The 14,592-nt window shown below is 59.6% G+C and carries 14 protein-coding genes; 4 read left to right on the top strand and 10 right to left on the bottom strand.

The window, feature by feature from the left end; all coding sequences use genetic code 11:
• The first annotated feature begins 3 nt into the window (after nucleotides 1–3).
• Nucleotides 4–1,581, top strand: a complete 1,578-nt coding sequence (ggt, locus tag ACR0K9_RS16100; protein ID WP_480824690.1) for a gamma-glutamyltransferase — start codon at nucleotides 4–6, stop codon at nucleotides 1,579–1,581.
• A 22-nt stretch (nucleotides 1,582–1,603) separates the two neighbouring features.
• Here the strand turns inward: ggt and hspQ are convergent, their stop codons facing one another.
• Nucleotides 1,604–1,930, bottom strand: a complete 327-nt coding sequence (hspQ, locus tag ACR0K9_RS16095) for a heat shock protein HspQ (protein ID WP_170398818.1) — start codon at nucleotides 1,928–1,930, stop codon at nucleotides 1,604–1,606.
• Between the two features lie 80 nt (nucleotides 1,931–2,010).
• Between hspQ and ACR0K9_RS16090 the strand changes: the two genes are divergently transcribed.
• On the top strand, nucleotides 2,011–2,892 hold the full coding sequence (locus ACR0K9_RS16090; protein ID WP_480824688.1) for an AEC family transporter: 882 nt from the start codon (nucleotides 2,011–2,013) through the stop codon (nucleotides 2,890–2,892).
• A gap of 60 nt (nucleotides 2,893–2,952) precedes the next feature.
• Nucleotides 2,953–3,534: a transglycosylase SLT domain-containing protein gene (locus tag ACR0K9_RS16085; RefSeq protein ID WP_480534320.1), complete on the top strand. Its 582-nt coding sequence runs from the start codon at nucleotides 2,953–2,955 to the stop codon at nucleotides 3,532–3,534.
• A 10-nt stretch (nucleotides 3,535–3,544) separates the two neighbouring features.
• Here ACR0K9_RS16085 and ACR0K9_RS16080 read toward each other — a convergent pair whose 3' ends face one another.
• The 4 genes from ACR0K9_RS16080 to ACR0K9_RS16065 form a co-directional block, all read right to left on the bottom strand.
• On the bottom strand, nucleotides 3,545–4,141 hold the full coding sequence (locus ACR0K9_RS16080; protein WP_480534322.1) for a LolA family protein: 597 nt from the start codon (nucleotides 4,139–4,141) through the stop codon (nucleotides 3,545–3,547).
• 39 nt (nucleotides 4,142–4,180) lie between these two features.
• A complete protein-coding gene (locus ACR0K9_RS16075) occupies nucleotides 4,181–7,066 on the bottom strand; it encodes a DNA translocase FtsK (protein ID WP_480824686.1) in 2,886 nt (961 codons plus the stop codon).
• 14 nt (nucleotides 7,067–7,080) lie between these two features.
• The gene (locus tag ACR0K9_RS16070) at nucleotides 7,081–8,262 is read right to left on the bottom strand and encodes an aminotransferase class I/II-fold pyridoxal phosphate-dependent enzyme (protein WP_480824684.1); all 1,182 of its coding nucleotides are present in this window, start codon (nucleotides 8,260–8,262) and stop codon (nucleotides 7,081–7,083) included.
• A 108-nt stretch (nucleotides 8,263–8,370) separates the two neighbouring features.
• Nucleotides 8,371–9,699, bottom strand: coding sequence for an amidase (locus tag ACR0K9_RS16065; RefSeq protein ID WP_480824682.1), 1,329 nt, complete (start codon nucleotides 9,697–9,699; stop codon nucleotides 8,371–8,373).
• A gap of 51 nt (nucleotides 9,700–9,750) precedes the next feature.
• Here ACR0K9_RS16065 and ACR0K9_RS16060 point away from each other — a divergent pair, with 51 nt between their 5' ends.
• Nucleotides 9,751–11,013 carry an FAD-dependent monooxygenase gene (locus ACR0K9_RS16060; protein ID WP_480824680.1) on the top strand — a complete coding sequence of 421 codons (1,263 nt, stop codon included), beginning with the start codon at nucleotides 9,751–9,753 and terminating at the stop codon, nucleotides 11,011–11,013.
• On the opposite strand, the gene ACR0K9_RS16055 is transcribed toward ACR0K9_RS16060, so the two are convergent.
• The 5 genes from ACR0K9_RS16055 to ACR0K9_RS16035 all read right to left on the bottom strand — a co-directional run bounded on the left by ACR0K9_RS16055 (nucleotide 11,010) and on the right by ACR0K9_RS16035 (nucleotide 14,535).
• A complete protein-coding gene (locus ACR0K9_RS16055) occupies nucleotides 11,010–11,195 on the bottom strand; it encodes a Trm112 family protein (protein WP_480824678.1) in 186 nt (61 codons plus the stop codon). The two genes, ACR0K9_RS16060 and ACR0K9_RS16055, sit on opposite strands and share 4 nt — an antisense overlap.
• Entirely contained in the window at nucleotides 11,192–11,833 is a 642-nt protein-coding gene (locus tag ACR0K9_RS16050) for an LON peptidase substrate-binding domain-containing protein (RefSeq protein ID WP_480534334.1), read from the bottom strand. The genes ACR0K9_RS16055 and ACR0K9_RS16050 overlap by 4 nt, the downstream gene beginning before the upstream one ends.
• 27 nt (nucleotides 11,834–11,860) lie before the next feature.
• A complete protein-coding gene (locus ACR0K9_RS16045; protein WP_480824676.1) occupies nucleotides 11,861–12,778 on the bottom strand; it encodes a tetratricopeptide repeat protein in 918 nt (305 codons plus the stop codon).
• Nucleotides 12,779–12,865: 87 nt separating this feature from the next.
• Nucleotides 12,866–13,654, bottom strand: coding sequence for an exodeoxyribonuclease III (locus ACR0K9_RS16040; RefSeq protein WP_480824674.1), 789 nt, complete (start codon nucleotides 13,652–13,654; stop codon nucleotides 12,866–12,868).
• Nucleotides 13,655–13,848: 194 nt separating this feature from the next.
• Nucleotides 13,849–14,535: a response regulator transcription factor gene (locus tag ACR0K9_RS16035; protein ID WP_480534341.1), complete on the bottom strand. Its 687-nt coding sequence runs from the start codon at nucleotides 14,533–14,535 to the stop codon at nucleotides 13,849–13,851.
• Nucleotides 14,536–14,592: the final 57 nt, after the last annotated feature.

The following is a 14,592-nucleotide window of genomic DNA, read 5'->3' as shown; positions in this document are numbered from 1 at the left end:
ACCATGCGCGATTTTCACAAGGCGGGCCGCTCGGAAGTCTTGGCGACAGAAGGGATGTGCGCAACATCCCATCCATTGGCCGCCAAAGTGGCGCTGGATATTCTCCAGCGCGGTGGCAATGCCATGGACGCCGCGATTGCCGGTGCGGTGCTTTTGGGGATTTGCGAACCCCAGATGACCGGTTTGGGCGGCGATTGCTTTGTCTTATACAACCGAGCCGGAGAGAATTCTGTTCGCGCGCTGAACGGTTCCGGCCGCGCGCCGGCGGGTGCTGATGCGCAAGTTCTGCGAGACCGGGGATTGGACACCGTGCCGCTGGACAGTCCGGATGCGGTGACACTGCCCTGTGCAGTCGATGCCTTCTGTCATTTGGCAGAAACCGAAGGGCGGCTTGGTCTGGATTCAATCCTTCAGCCCGCAATTCATTATGCCGAAGCGGGTGTGCCGGTGGCAGCCCGGGTGGCGTTCGACTGGAAGACCGCCGCTGCAACGCTGCAAGGCGCGGCACGTCAACACTATTTGATCGATGGCAATCCTTTGAAAACGGGGCAGATCTTTCGATCACCCAGTCAGGCCGAAGTGTTACGACGGATCGCCAAAAACGGTCGCGACGCATTTTATTCGGGTGAGATTGCCGAGGATATGCTGGCCGCGCTCACCAACCGCGGCGGTACCCACACTATCGCGGATTTCGAAACGGCGCGCAGTGAGCAGACCGAGCCCGTCAGCGGCATCTATGGTGACCTCGAACTGTTCGAGCATCCACCAAACGGTCAGGGGGCCACGGCCATTTTGCTGCTGAATATCCTGAAGCATTTCGAGCTGTCGGCGCTGAACCCCAACAGCGCCGCGCGTGTGCATATCGAGGCCGAAGCAAGCAAACTGGCCTATGACGCGCGCAACCGGTTCATTGCCGATCCTGATCACGCGAACCGGATGGATCACTTTCTGGCCCCCGAAACCGCCGCCAAACTGGCAGCACTGATCAAGCTGGACAGCGCCATGCCCGCCGCCGCGCCCCTGACCGAAAACGTGCATAAGGACACAGTCTATATCACGGTTGTCGACCGCGATCGCATGGCGGTTTCGCTGATCTATTCGATCTATCATGGGTTCGGCTCGGGCATTGCGTCAGAGAAATTTGGCATTTTACTGCAAAATCGCGGCGCTGGTTTCACGCTTGAACCAGGACATCCGAATGAGCTGGGCAGCGGTAAACGCCCGATGCACACGATCATCCCCGGCATGTTGCGGCAAAACGGTCAGGTCCTCATGCCTTTTGGCGTGATGGGCGGAGCCTATCAGCCAACCGGCCACACGCGCCTGATTTCGAACATGCTAGACTATGAAATGGGGCTTCAAACCGCCATAGACACGCCGCGCGCTTTCGCTGACGGTGGCGTGCTGAAACTGGAACGCGGCTATTCAGACGAGGTTCGGCAACAATTGACTGACCTTGGCCACATTGTCGAAACCCCGGAAACTCCACTGGGCGGAGCGCAAGCCATTCGAATCTTAGAATCCGGTGTTTTGGAGGGCGGCAGCGATCCCAGAAAAGACGGATGTGCGCTTGGCTACTGAGCCGGAAAACCTTGTGGCTAAATCAGTTCAACTGGAAATGCAGCGGATAGGATCCGTCCTGAAACGGTCCGAACATATTTGGGATATCGGGATGATCCACGGGCTCTCCCGACTGGTCCTCAACCAGATTTTGTTCTGAAACATAAGCGACATAGAAGGATTGGTCGTTCTCTGCCAGCAGGTGATAAAACGGCTGATCCTTCAGCGGACGACTGTCTTCCGGAATGGCCTGATACCATTCTTCCGAGTTTGAAAATTCCGGATCGACATCAAAAATCACCCCTCGAAAAGGGTGTCTACGGTGTCGAACCACCTGTCCCAGGCGGTACTTGGCTTGTGTCTTTAACATTGTTTCGGCCCCCAATGAGTTTAGTACATCTTTTCGGGCGGAAATGCCAATCATTGAACTGAAATTCGGGGAAACAGTCTGTGAACCTTCTACTGACAGTGTTCGAAATCGTGGCCCCCGTGTTCCTGCTATCAGGCATTGGATTCACCTGGGTAAAGCTGGGGTTTGAGTATCGGCTGCAGTTCGTCACACGCCTTGCGGTGACGCTGGCGGTGCCCAGCCTGATCTTTGTGGCCCTGATGCAAACCGACATCCCGGGCGGAGAATTAACCCTTTTCACACTGGCCGCGATTGCCTCGCATGTTGCATTGGCAGTGGTGTTCTGGGTCTTTGTTCGCATCACCGGACTGGAACAGCGCACCTATCTGGCCCCGCTTATCTTTGGCAATACCGGCAATCTGGGCCTGCCCCTGTGCATCTTTGCCTTCGGCCAGGCCGGGCTGGGCTATGCAGTGATTTTTCTGGCCGTGACAGCCCTGTTTTCCTTCACATACGGCATCTATCTGGTCGCCGGGCGCGGTGCATTTGGCAAGGTCCTGCGCGAACCGATGGTCTGGGCCACGCTGCTGGGCGCCCTGTTCCTGTGGCGCGGCTGGGAAACACCGCTGTTTCTGACCAATACGCTGGATCTGCTGGGCCAGATGGCGGTGCCGATGATGCTGATCACGGTTGGCGTGGCCATCGCGCGTCTGACCACACAGAAGCTGCAACAGGCAATCTGGCTGTCGCTGCTGAAACTGGCCGTCTGTTTCGGGCTGGGCTGGGGTATCGCCGTCGGGTTTGATCTGGAGCCCGTCGCCTTCGGGGTGCTGGTCTTGCAGATGTGCACCCCTGTCGCCGTCACCTCATACCTGCTGGCGGAACGCTTCGAGGCGGATTCCGACGCCGTTGCAGGCATGGTCATGGTCTCGACCGTGTTGTCCGTCGCGGCACTGCCTCTAATTCTTGCTATTATTCTGTAACGATTGTGATTTCCTAAAAGCACAATCTGCGCTAGAATATAGAAAAAAGGCACGAGGCACATGAGCAGAATTCTTTTCGTACTCTTCGGGGTGCTTCTATTGGCATCCTGTGGCGGTGGCTCAAAGCAACCGCCCAGCAGATTGAATGACGCGTGCAGCATTGCGCGCGAGAAACCCGACTATATCAAAGCTTTCAAGAGCACCGAGCGTAAATGGGGCGTCCCCGTGCACGTTCAGATGGCCACGATCTATCAGGAAAGCAGATACCGTGCTGATGCACGCACGCCGCACAAATATGTGCTGGGCGTGATTCCCATGGGGCGCCAAAGCAGCGCCTACGGCTATGGTCAGGCGCTGGATGGCACGTGGGAGCAGTACCAGCGAGAAACCGGCAAACGCCGTGCCAAGCGGGATCGTATCCGCGATGCCTCTGATTTCATCGGCTGGTACATGAACAAAAGCTACGAACGCAACGGCATCCATCCCAGCGACACGCGCAACCAGTATCTGGCCTACCACGAAGGCCATGCCGGATTTGCGCGCGGCAGCCACAATAGAAAATCATGGCTGCTGAATGTGGCAAATGATGTGGACGCCCGCGCGCAGCGGTATCAGGCCCAATTGGCAAACTGCCGTTACTGAAAGTGTCGGGTCAGCGATCGCCTGACCCGATCCGGGTTTTCTTGGAAAACACACTCTGATCGAGGTTTCCACCTTCGGTCAGAGGCCCCAGCAGGACAGTTGTCTGACTGCCTGCATTGTCGTGGATCACCCATTTGCGCAGCTCGACGGGATCTGATGTAAACATCAGCTCGATCCGTCCGCTTTCGGGATTCTTCGGGTCCTGAGCTGTCACCACCGTCGCGGTGCCGTCAAAATCATGCCCCACAACCATATTGGCTTGCGACAGATTCACGTTGCGCGCCAGTACCAGCGACAGCGGCGTGCGTTTCAGGGGATACTGCTCGGGCGGTTGGTTCGATTTCGGGTCGAATATCTGCACCGTCCCTGCCCGCGCCAGAACCACCGCGCTGTTGGGCGGGTCATATTCGAACCGCATCTTGCCGGGGCGCTGCAACCACAGCTTCCCGGTGCTCAGCGAGCCGTCGTCATTCACTTGCGTGAACGTGGTCTGAACCGTTTTCATCTGGTTCAGATAGTTGGAGATCTGTGACAGCGGCAGCTTTTCAGCTGCCCAGGCCGCAGGCGCGGCCAATGTCAAAGCAAGGGCAAAAGCAATCTGTTTCATGAGACCCAGATAAGCGTTCTGCCCTTGTTATTAAATATCCTACTGCTCGGGGACGAGGATTTCGCGTTTCCCAACATGATTTGCCCCGGAAACAACGCCTTCCTCTTCCATTTGCTCAACAAGCCGCGCGGCCTTGTTGTAGCCAATGGCGAGTTTCCGCTGAATATATGAGGTCGAGCATTTGCGATCCTTGATCACGATCGCCACTGCCTGATCGTACAGAGCATCCTCGCCATTAGTGTTGCCACCCGTGTTCAGGCCCAGAACGGCGTCGATATTGTCGGCCTTTTCCTCGGCCGGGCCATCGACGACGCCGCTCATGTAATCCGGCGGGCCGAACTGTTTCAGGTGGTTAACGATTTCCTCGACCTCTTCGTCCGAGACAAACGGGCCGTGGCAGCGGGTGATCTTGGCACCGCCCGCCATATACAGCATGTCGCCCTGCCCCAGCAGTTGTTCGGCTCCCATTTCGCCCAAGATGGTGCGGCTGTCGACTTTGGACGTCACCTGGAACGAGATCCGGGTGGGGAAGTTCGCCTTGATCGTCCCGGTGATCACATCGACCGAGGGGCGCTGCGTCGCCATGATCAGGTGAATGCCCGAAGCCCGCGCCATCTGCGCGAGTCGCTGGATGCAGGCTTCGATCTCTTTGCCCGCGACCATCATCAGATCAGCCATCTCGTCAACGATGACGACAATATAGGGCATCGCTTCGGGCGCGAATTCCTCGGTCTCGAACATCGGCTCGCCGGTTTCATCGTCAAAGCCGGTTTGGACCGTGCGGCTGAACATCTCGCCCTTGGCCAGCGCGTCCTTCACGCGGCCATTGTAGCCTGCGATATTACGCACGCCCATTTTGGACATCTTGCGATAGCGGTCTTCCATCTCGCCCACGACCCATTTCAGGGCCACGACGGCCTTTTTCGGATCGGTCACAACGGGCGACAGCAGATGCGGGATGCCATCATAGACCGACAGTTCCAGCATCTTCGGGTCGATCATGATCAGGCGGCATTCGTCCGGCGACAGCTTGTACAGCAGTGACAGGATCATCGTGTTGATCGCAACCGACTTACCGGAACCGGTGGTCCCCGCGATCAGCAGGTGAGGCATCTTGGCCAGGTTGGCCACGACGGATTCACCGCCGATATCCTTACCCAAGGCCAGCGGCAGCGCGTGGTTGCCATCGCCGAAATCGCGGCTGGCGAGGATTTCGCGCAGAACCACCATCTCGCGGTTTTCGTTGGGCAGTTCGATACCAATGACCGAACGGCCCGGCAGGGTCGAAACCCGTGCTGACAGGGCCGACATCGACCGCGCGATATCATCGGCCAGACCAATAACGCGGCTGGCTTTCAGACCGGGCGCAGGTTCGAGTTCGTACATGGTGACCACCGGGCCGGGGCGGACGCTGACAATCTCACCCTTGACGCCGTAATCATCCAGCACGTTTTCCAGCATCCGCGCGTTTTCCTCCAGCGCCTCATCGCTCAGGTGATGGCGCTGAATGCTGGCTGGGTTGGACAGTAAGCCCAGTGGGGGCAGCTCGAAATCGCTGTGCTTCTCCTCAAAGGACAGGGTTGGCTGCGCCTCGGCCTGTGCCCGACGCGACGGCGGGGGTGCGCGGCGCACAGGCTGTGCGACAACCGGTTTGCGCGGTTCGGCGACCGGGATTTTGACAGCCTGACGCGGTTGCGGCGCAGGCTCTTCAAACACCGCCTCGTCATCATCATAATCCGGCTCGGCCACATAATCCTGTTGCGCTTGCCATTCGGGTTCAGCGGTCGCGGTCAGCGGCGGTTCGGACGGCAGCGTGGCAGTGGTCACGGGCGGTTCCGGCGGCAGTTCATCTACCGGCCCTGCATTCAGGATCAGCGGATCAGGCCCGCGACCGCGTCCCTTGGTCAGCGGCAGGTTCGGATCAGGCTCGGGCGCCATCTGTCCTGCGGCCACTTTGCGGTTACGCACAGCGGCAGAGATTTTTGACCGGATGCGGTCTTCTTTGGGCATGTCATAGTAACCCTCGACCGCGACGGGATCGATCAACTCCGGATCGGGCATCGGATCGGGCCGACGGATCAGCGATGGCATCCGCGCCAAAAGGCCCGGTTTTGGCTCAGGCTCGGGGGCTTCCAGCTCGGGCTCTTCAAAAATCGGGTCAGCATAGGCCAGATCATCGTCAAAACGAGCCTGCACCGGCACGGCGCGTTCGGCCCGGCGTTCGACCCATTGCGTCCGACGATCCCGCGCCGCCTGCGCCGTAGCCGAGGCACCGCGGCCCAGAGCGTTCATCAGCAAGTCATAGGCCATGACAAGACCCAGCAGGAAGGCACGGAACCCTTTGCGCACATCCGCTTTGGTAAAGCCCAGCACGAACACACCCAGCGCCAGCATCCCGACCGCCATGGCCAGCGACATCAGCTTGACCAGAAAATGAGAAGAGATCGGCAGCAGCGTCAGCAGCGCCCCCATCACCGTGTCGCCAAACAGACCGCCCAGCCCATAGCTGTGCGTCGCGCGCCATTCGGCACCCGGCACCAGGGTGGCGGCATAGACCGCCAGAACGGCAATCCAGATCGGAGCGAATATTAAACGGGCAATGGCGCGTTCTTCGCCAAAATGACCGGCAAAACGCAGGCCCCATGTGATCAGAACCAGCGCCACGCCGAAGCTGCCCCAGCCCACAATCATGAACAAGGGCGCTGCGATCGAGGCCCCCACACGCCCCATCCAGTTCTGCACCGGCGCGTCGGTCGACACCATCCAGTTCGGATCGTCCGGATTATAGGACCAGACCATCGCAGCAGCGGCGAGCCCGAGCAGGATCAAAGCGATCCCGATCAGTTCCTTACTGCGCCGCTCGATGGCGGCCTGGGTGGTGCTGTCCAGCAGCGGGTCACGGTTGCGCGCGTTCAATGATGCCATTTTGCCCTCGTACCTCACGAATAGATGCAGTCGCGGAGCGTGATCAGCCCGCGCTTCATCTCTGTTTTTGGGGCCACCATGGCGACCCGGATAAATTGCTCGCCCGGGTTTTGCCCCGGATCACCTTGAGAAAGATATGCCCCCGGCAGAACCCGAACGCCGGTTTCCTGCCAAAGCTTCAATGCAGTTTCTTCGCCATTCTCGACCGGCAGCCACAGGAAGAACCCTGCCTCGGGCGGCATGTACCCCTGCACGCCCGCAAACACCTCATCCGCGATGGCGTATTTTTCCTGATACAGCGCGCGGTTTTCCTGAACATGCGCCTCATCGGCCCAGACCTTGGCGGCGGCGGCTTGCAACGGCGCAGGCAGCGGCGCGCCCGCATAGCTGCGCAGCAGTTTGACCCGTTTGATCGTCTCAGGCCCACCTGCGATCAGACCTGACCGCAACCCGGCCAGATTTGAGCGTTTGGACAGAGAGTTGAACAGCGTGACCCGCTCAGGATCAGCGCCCAGTTCCTGCGCAACGGTAAGCGCGCCAACCGGCGCTGTGTCTCGGTAGATTTCGGAATAGCATTCATCGGCAAAGATGCGGAAATCGTATTTCTCGGCCAATTGGATCAGTTCCGCCCAGTAATCGCGCGACGCAACCGCCCCCTGAGGGTTCGCGGGCGAGCAGATATAGGCCACGGCGGTGCGGTTCAGCACCTCTTCGGGCAGGCTTGCATAATCCGGCAGATGGCCGGTCGTTGCGGTTGCGGGCACAAAATACGGCTCTGCCCCGACCGAGATCGAGGCGACCATGTAGACCTGATAAAATGGGTTCGGGCACAGGATGATCGGCTGCTGCCCGTTCTTCTGCTCCGGGCACAGCGCCATTGCAGCATTATACAGGCCTTCACGTGTGCCGTTCAGCGCCATCACATTGGCATCTGCATCCATCGACACGCCATAGCGGCGATTCACCCAATCCGTGATCGCCGCACGCAAAGCAGGCGAGCCTTCGTTCGGAGGATAGCCCTGAAACCCGGCGGCGTTTTCCATGATCACATCGGTCACCCAGGACGGGAAATCGTGCTTGGGCTCGCCAATCGTCATATGAACAACATCGCCGCCCGGCTGATGATGATCCAACAGGGCGCGCAGACGCGGGAATGCATATTCCGGTAGGTTCGAAAACCGCTCGGGGAAATTCATGATACTGCCTCAATTTCGGGGTCATTTTGCGCCCCGTTTTCTGACAGATTACAGATCGACCCGGGCTTCGTCCAGACAAAGAGGTGCCGAATCAGGGGATTGTGGCATTCAGGTCAAAGCGGTTTCGGCTGCAGATCCCAGCCTCAGCAGCGCCTCTTCCGACCCCGGATACCCCAGCATCATCAGCCCGCAACCGGGCGTTCCCGTGGGTAGTGTCAGCGCCGCCAGTCCCATCAAATTCCCGATCCGCGTGTTGCGCAAGGCAAGAAGATTCTCGGTGACATAGTAGTCATGATCGCTCAGCAACCGGTCCAGATTGGGCGGCAGAATCGGGGCCGTCGGCGCAAACACGGCATCAAACCCGGCGGTCGCCGCGTCCCAGGCTTGTCGGCACGCGACAAGTTTCGACCATGCGGCCACGTAATCAGGGCCGGAATACGCCTTACCCATGCGGAACCGTTCCAGGATTTCGGGATACATCGCCTCGGGGTTCGCTTCGATCACATCGCGCCACAGGCCATAGGCCTCTGTTGTATAGAGCACGCCGGACAGGCTCATCGCGTCGCTCAGCTCGGGCACCTCAAGCGGTACGATCTCGGCCCCCGCCTCCTTTAAGCGTAGCAGGGCGTCGTCATAGGCCTTGGCTGGCGCATCGCGCAGATCGTCTTTGGCCACGTTCTGCAAATCCGCAAAGCGGCGGCCTTTCAGAGTAACTCCGCGCAAGTCAGCAGGGGATGTGCCCTCAAGCGCCGCCAGCAAATGGGCGGCATCCTCAACCGATCGTGCCAGCGGCCCTACTGTATCGAATTTCAGGCACAGCGGCACGACGCCCTCAAGGCTAAGACGCCCCGCCGTTGTTTTCAGCCCGACCAGATCGTTCCAGGCCGCGGGGATACGCACTGACCCGCCCGTATCCGAGCCGATACCACCCGCCGCCAGCCCCCACGCCACCGACGCCCCCGCCCCCGAGGACGACCCGCCCGGCACAGCGTCTTCGTCATTCACACAAGGCGGTGTGGCCGTCACCGGATTGAGGCCTAGGCCTGAGAAGGCGAGCTCGCTCATATGCGTTTTGCCCAGACAGACCGTGCCCATCGCGGTTGCATTGCGCAGCACCTGCGCGTCGGCCTCGGGCACGCGGCCTTTCAACAAGGCCGAGCCGGACTCGGTTCCAATGCCGGCCGTGTCAAACAGGTCTTTCCAGCTGATCGGAACGCCATCCAGCAATGATCGGCGCAGGCCGAGTCGGGACCGTTCTTGCGCCGCAAGGGCCTCGGCGCGGGCGCGATCATGGGTGACGCGGGCATAGATCCGATCCCGATGCGGGTGGGCGTCGATCGCAGTCAGATAGGTTTCGGCCAGCTCAACCGGATCGATCTGTCCCATTCCGATGCCACGGCCTAAATCACATGCCGTCATGGTCAGCCAGTCTTGCATCCCGCCCCTCCCGAAAATGTCCGTGATCGGACGGTAGCGACAGGACCGCACATGGACAATCCCGAAAGGGCGCGCATATTGCAGCACATGGAACACAGATCCGACATCCTGATCGTTGGCGGCGGCCTAAACGGCCCCGCCCTTGCGCTGGCGCTGGCCCAGACCGGGCATTCCGTCACGGTTGTTGACGCTCTGGCCGAGAAGGTGCGCAAAAACGCCGCTTTTGACGGGCGTGCCTATGCGCTGGCGCTGGCCTCGCAACGCCTGCTGGATGCGATCGGCGTGTGGGAACGGGTGGAAGAGCACGCTCAGCCGATGCTGGAAATCAAGGTAACGGATGGTCATGCCGGTGCCGGACCTTCCCCGTGCTTCATGCATTTCGACCATGCCGAGATCGAAGAAGGCCCGATGGGCTATATGGTCGAAGATCGCCACCTGCGGCGAGCGTTTCTGGAGGCGATGGCCGATCAGGACGAGATCACTCAGGTTAGCGGCAAGACGGTTGTGTCACAGCATATCTCGGCAAATGAGGCGGTGCTGACGCTGGATGACGGAGCCACCCTGTCCGGTAGTCTTTTGGTCGGCTGCGATGGTCGCCGCAGCGGCACCGCAATGCGTGCTGGGATCAAGCGCACCGGTTGGGATTATGGCCAGACCGCGTTGGTCTGTGCCATCGAACATGAGCTGCCCCATCACGGTATCGCCCATCAGTTCTTCATGCCCCCCGGCCCGCTGGCGATTCTGCCGCTGACCGGCAACCGCAGCTCCATCGTGTGGAGCGAACGCACCGAGACGGCCAAACAGATCAACGCCCTGCCCGAGGTCGACTACCTGCAGGTTCTGCGTCCGCGCTTTGGCGATTTCCTCGGCGATATCCGCCTGCAAGGTGACCGGTTTACCTATCCGCTGAACCTGACCATCGCCAATTCCTTTATCGCTGACCGGCTTGCGCTGGTCGGAGACGCCGCCCACGGCATGCACCCCATCGCCGGGCAAGGTCTGAATGCCGGTCTGCGGGATGTGGGGGCTTTGGCCGAGGTTCTGACCCTTGCCGGTCGACGCGGCGAAGATATCGGCTCAACACTGGTGCTGGAGCGCTATCAGGAATGGCGTCGCTTCGACACGGCATCGCTTGCGATGGCGACGGATGTATTCAACAAGCTGTTTTCGAACGACAATCCCCTGCTGCGGATCGGCCGCGATATCGGCATGGGCATCGTCGGATCGCTGCCCGGACTGCGCCGGGGCTTTGTGCGCGAGGCTGCTGGCCTGACCGGCGATCTGCCCAAATTGCTGCAGGGGCGTGCGATCTAGTCCAGCGCGCGCGCCTCGTCCACCAACATCACCGGGATGCCGTTTCGAATGGGGAAGGCCAGACCAGCGGCTTTGGATACCAGCTCCTGCCGCACGGCGTCATAATGCAGGGTTGTGTGCGTCTGCGGACAGATCAGCGCCTCAAGCATGTGACGGTCAAAGGCGTGTTCAGGCGTGCTCATTGCAGTTTTTCCTCATTCGATCCGCCGCGCATGGCGAATTCTATCAATGTCACCAGGGTTTCGCGCCTTGTGCGCAGGCAGGGAGCCTCCAGCAGGGCCTGTTTGTCTTCGGGGTCGAATTCCAGCATCATCGACAGAGAGTTGACCAAAAGCTCATCATCGGCGTCCTTCATCGTGTCCCAGTCCGTCGACAACTGACGGGACGAGAAGAACCGCTCCAGCAGCCTCAGGAATCTGTTTCGATCAAAGCCATTGTCCTCTTCGGCTTTGCCGAGGTCACGGTCGAATCCGTCCCAGGACACCGACGCGCGCCGATAGGGGGTAAAACTGTCCAGCTCAGTCCGGACCCGAAACCGGGATATCCCGGTCAGCGTGATCAGATAGCGCCCGTCTTCTGTCTCGGAAAACTGCGTAATACGACCGGCGCAGCCGATCTGATGCAGCTTGGTCTCATCCCCCTGACAGGTGTTGGGCTGCACCATCCCGATCAGCCGCTCAGAGGTTTTCAACGCGTCATCCAGCATCTGCAGATAGCGCGGCTCGAATATATGCAGTGGCAGACGGGACCGGGGCAGCAAAAGCGCTCCGGGCAGTGGAAACACGGATACCGTCTCCGGCAGATCAGCGGGATGCATCATACAGTCGAGTGTAGCCCTGATCGGGATTTAGGCAAATATCATCGAGCTGAGCTTGCGTCGACCGTTCAGCACGATCGGATCATTGGGCTTGAGCGCATCAAAAATCGTGAATAACTGCGCCTTGGCCGCGCCCTCATTCCACTCGCGATCCCGGCGGAACAGTTCCAGCAATTGAGCGACCGCTTCTTCGACATCGCCATTAGCATGCAGGGCCTGCGCCAGATCGAAACGGGCCTGATGGTTGTCAGGCTCGGCCTCGACCGTTGCAGTCAGTTCACCCACCGGCCCCGCATCGGCGGCCTGTTTCGCCAGTTCCAACTGCGCATGGGCCGCCTCAACCTCGGGCGCGGACGAAATCTCGACCGGGGCACCGTTGAGGATCGCCTCGGCCTGATCCAGATCGCCCAGCGCAATATGCGCGCGCACCAGCCCGCCATAAGCGGCAGCATGGTTTGGGTCTTCACCCAGAATAGCGGCAAAGGTTTGTGCTGCGTCCACTGCAGCCCCTTCGGTCAGCATTTCTTCGGCGGCCTGAACCGCGTCTTCCAACTGACCACCGGGGCTTTCGCCACCTGCGGCTTCGATCACGCGGTCGATGAAGGCCTTGATCTCGGATCCGGGCAGCGCGCCCTGAAACCCGTCGACCGGCTGGCCCTTGTAGAACGCATAGACAGTCGGGATCGATTGGATACGCAGTTGGCCGGCGATCATCTGCGCCTCATCCACGTTGATCTTGAGCATCTTGACCGCGCCTTTGGCAGCAGTCACAGCCTCCTCCAGCGCGGGACCCAGCGTTTTGCAGGGGCCGCACCAGGGGGCCCAGAAATCAACGATGATCGGCATCTCTTGCGAGGCTTCGACCACATCGGCCATGAAGGTGGCCTCGGTCCCGTCCTTGATCAGATCGGTGGCATCAGAGCTGGCTGCGCCGTTCAGAAGGTCCATGGCAATTACTCTCTGGTTCGTATTTGCGCCCTATATGCAGCCGCGCGGGTCAGAAACCAAGGGCTGAGTCGGGCGTTTTTGCATCAATCAGACGTCGAATGTCGCAAAAACCGGCGCGTGGTCGCTGGGTTTTTCCCATCCGCGCGCATCGCGCAGCACCCGGCTGGAATGGCCCGCGTTCGAGATATCGGGTGTGGCCCAGACATGATCCAGCCGCCGCCCCTTGTCCGCCGCATCCCAATCGCGCGCGCGGTAGGACCACCAACTGTATAGCTGGCCTTCGGGGATATCCTGCCGGGTGATATCGACCCAACCGCCCGCATCCTGTGTTTCGGCCAATGCCTCAACCTCAATCGGTGTATGTGACACCACCTTGAGCAGTTGCTTGTGCGACCAGACATCATCTTCGCGCGGGGCAATGTTCAGATCACCGACCAAAATGGATTTCTGCGGCGTCTCGGCATGGAACCAGTCGCGCATATCGGTGAGGTAATCCAGTTTCTGGCCGAATTTCTCATTCACCTCACGGTCGGGAACATCCCCACCCGCAGGGACATAGAAATTGTGGATGGTCACGCCATTCTCCAACCGCCCCGCGATATGGCGCGCATGGCCTAGACCGGCAAAATCCTTGTCACCCACTTCCTCTATGGGCAGTCGAGACAGAATGGCCACACCGTTATAGCCCTTCTGCCCCCGCGCAATCATGTGGGTATATCCCAGCTCTGCGAACCCTTCGGTCGGAATCTTCTCGACCGGCGATTTGCATTCCTGCAAACACAGCACATCCGGAGCCTCTTCCTGCAGCAATTTCAGCACGATAGGCTCACGCAGGCGGACCGAGTTGATGTTCCATGTGGCAAGAGTGAAGGGCATGAGGCGCGTTTCCTTTGTCGGGGTTGGCGCACCCTAGCGCGGGTATGCCCACAGTACCACGACAAAAAAAGGCCGGGCCATCAGGCCCGGCAGTCCAACAGGGAGGTACATGTCATAACCCGGACATGCACGGGATAGGAGTAATCTAAATATGTCTCAAGAGTATCACTTTGATCCAAGTCAATCCAGCAAGATCAAGCGACAAGACGATATCCGCCCGATTCTGTGACCAAAAGGCGCGCATTCGACGGATCGGGCTCGATCTTCTGACGCAGGCGATAGATGTGGGTTTCCAGCGTGTGAGTGGTCACACCGGCGTTATAGCCCCAGACCTCGTGCAGCAGCACATCGCGCGCCACCACGCCATCGGTCGAGCGATAGAGGAACTTGAGAATGTTCGTCTCTTTCTCGGTCAGGCGGATCTTGCGGTCATCCTCGGTCATCAGCATCTTCATGGCCGGTTTGAACGTGTAGGGGCCAAGAACAAAGACCGCGTCTTCGGATTGCTCGTGCTGACGCAGCTGGGCACGGATGCGTGCCAGAAGTACCGGGAATTTGAATGGCTTAGGGACATAGTCATTCGCACCGGCATCCAGACCCAGGATGGTGTCGGCATCGCTGTCATGGCCGGTCAGCATCAGGATCGGGCTTTTGACGCCCTGTTTGCGCATCAGGCGGCACAGCTCGCGCCCATCGGTATCCGGCAGGCCGACATCCAGAATGACCAGATCGTAAATCGCTTCGCGCGCGCGTTCCATCGCAGATGCACCATCTGACGCTTCGAACACGTCAAAGTCTTCGGTCATCACGAGCTGCTCACTCAAAGCTTCGCGCAGGTCTTCATCGTCATCCACCAGCAGGATTTTTTTAAGCTGTGCCATCTGCGGTCCTCCTAAGCCTTTTCCACCACTTGCGCATCAAAGATGCAATCAGCAAGA

It is taken from the genome of Ruegeria sp. L12 (assembly GCF_056531745.1).
The sequence above is the reverse complement of the archived record's forward strand: the minus strand, read 5'-3'. Positions and strand labels throughout refer to the sequence as shown.

Coding starts and splice junctions, on each gene's coding strand:
- ggt (WP_480824690.1), top strand. CDS start 4: ATGCGCGATTTTCACAAGGCGGGCCGCTCGGAAGTCTTGGCGACAGAA.
- hspQ (WP_170398818.1), bottom strand. CDS start 1,930: ATGTTAAAGACACAAGCCAAGTACCGCCTGGGACAGGTGGTTCGACAC.
- ACR0K9_RS16085 (WP_480534320.1), top strand. CDS start 2,953: ATGAGCAGAATTCTTTTCGTACTCTTCGGGGTGCTTCTATTGGCATCC.
- ACR0K9_RS16080 (WP_480534322.1), bottom strand. CDS start 4,141: ATGAAACAGATTGCTTTTGCCCTTGCTTTGACATTGGCCGCGCCTGCG.
- ACR0K9_RS16075 (WP_480824686.1), bottom strand. CDS start 7,066: ATGGCATCATTGAACGCGCGCAACCGTGACCCGCTGCTGGACAGCACC.
- ACR0K9_RS16070 (WP_480824684.1), bottom strand. CDS start 8,262: ATGAATTTCCCCGAGCGGTTTTCGAACCTACCGGAATATGCATTCCCG.
- ACR0K9_RS16065 (WP_480824682.1), bottom strand. CDS start 9,699: ATGCAAGACTGGCTGACCATGACGGCATGTGATTTAGGCCGTGGCATC.
- ACR0K9_RS16060 (WP_480824680.1), top strand. CDS start 9,751: ATGGACAATCCCGAAAGGGCGCGCATATTGCAGCACATGGAACACAGA.
- ACR0K9_RS16055 (WP_480824678.1), bottom strand. CDS start 11,195: ATGAGCACGCCTGAACACGCCTTTGACCGTCACATGCTTGAGGCGCTG.
- ACR0K9_RS16050 (WP_480534334.1), bottom strand. CDS start 11,833: ATGATGCATCCCGCTGATCTGCCGGAGACGGTATCCGTGTTTCCACTG.
- ACR0K9_RS16045 (WP_480824676.1), bottom strand. CDS start 12,778: ATGGACCTTCTGAACGGCGCAGCCAGCTCTGATGCCACCGATCTGATC.
- ACR0K9_RS16040 (WP_480824674.1), bottom strand. CDS start 13,654: ATGCCCTTCACTCTTGCCACATGGAACATCAACTCGGTCCGCCTGCGT.
- ACR0K9_RS16035 (WP_480534341.1), bottom strand. CDS start 14,535: ATGGCACAGCTTAAAAAAATCCTGCTGGTGGATGACGATGAAGACCTG.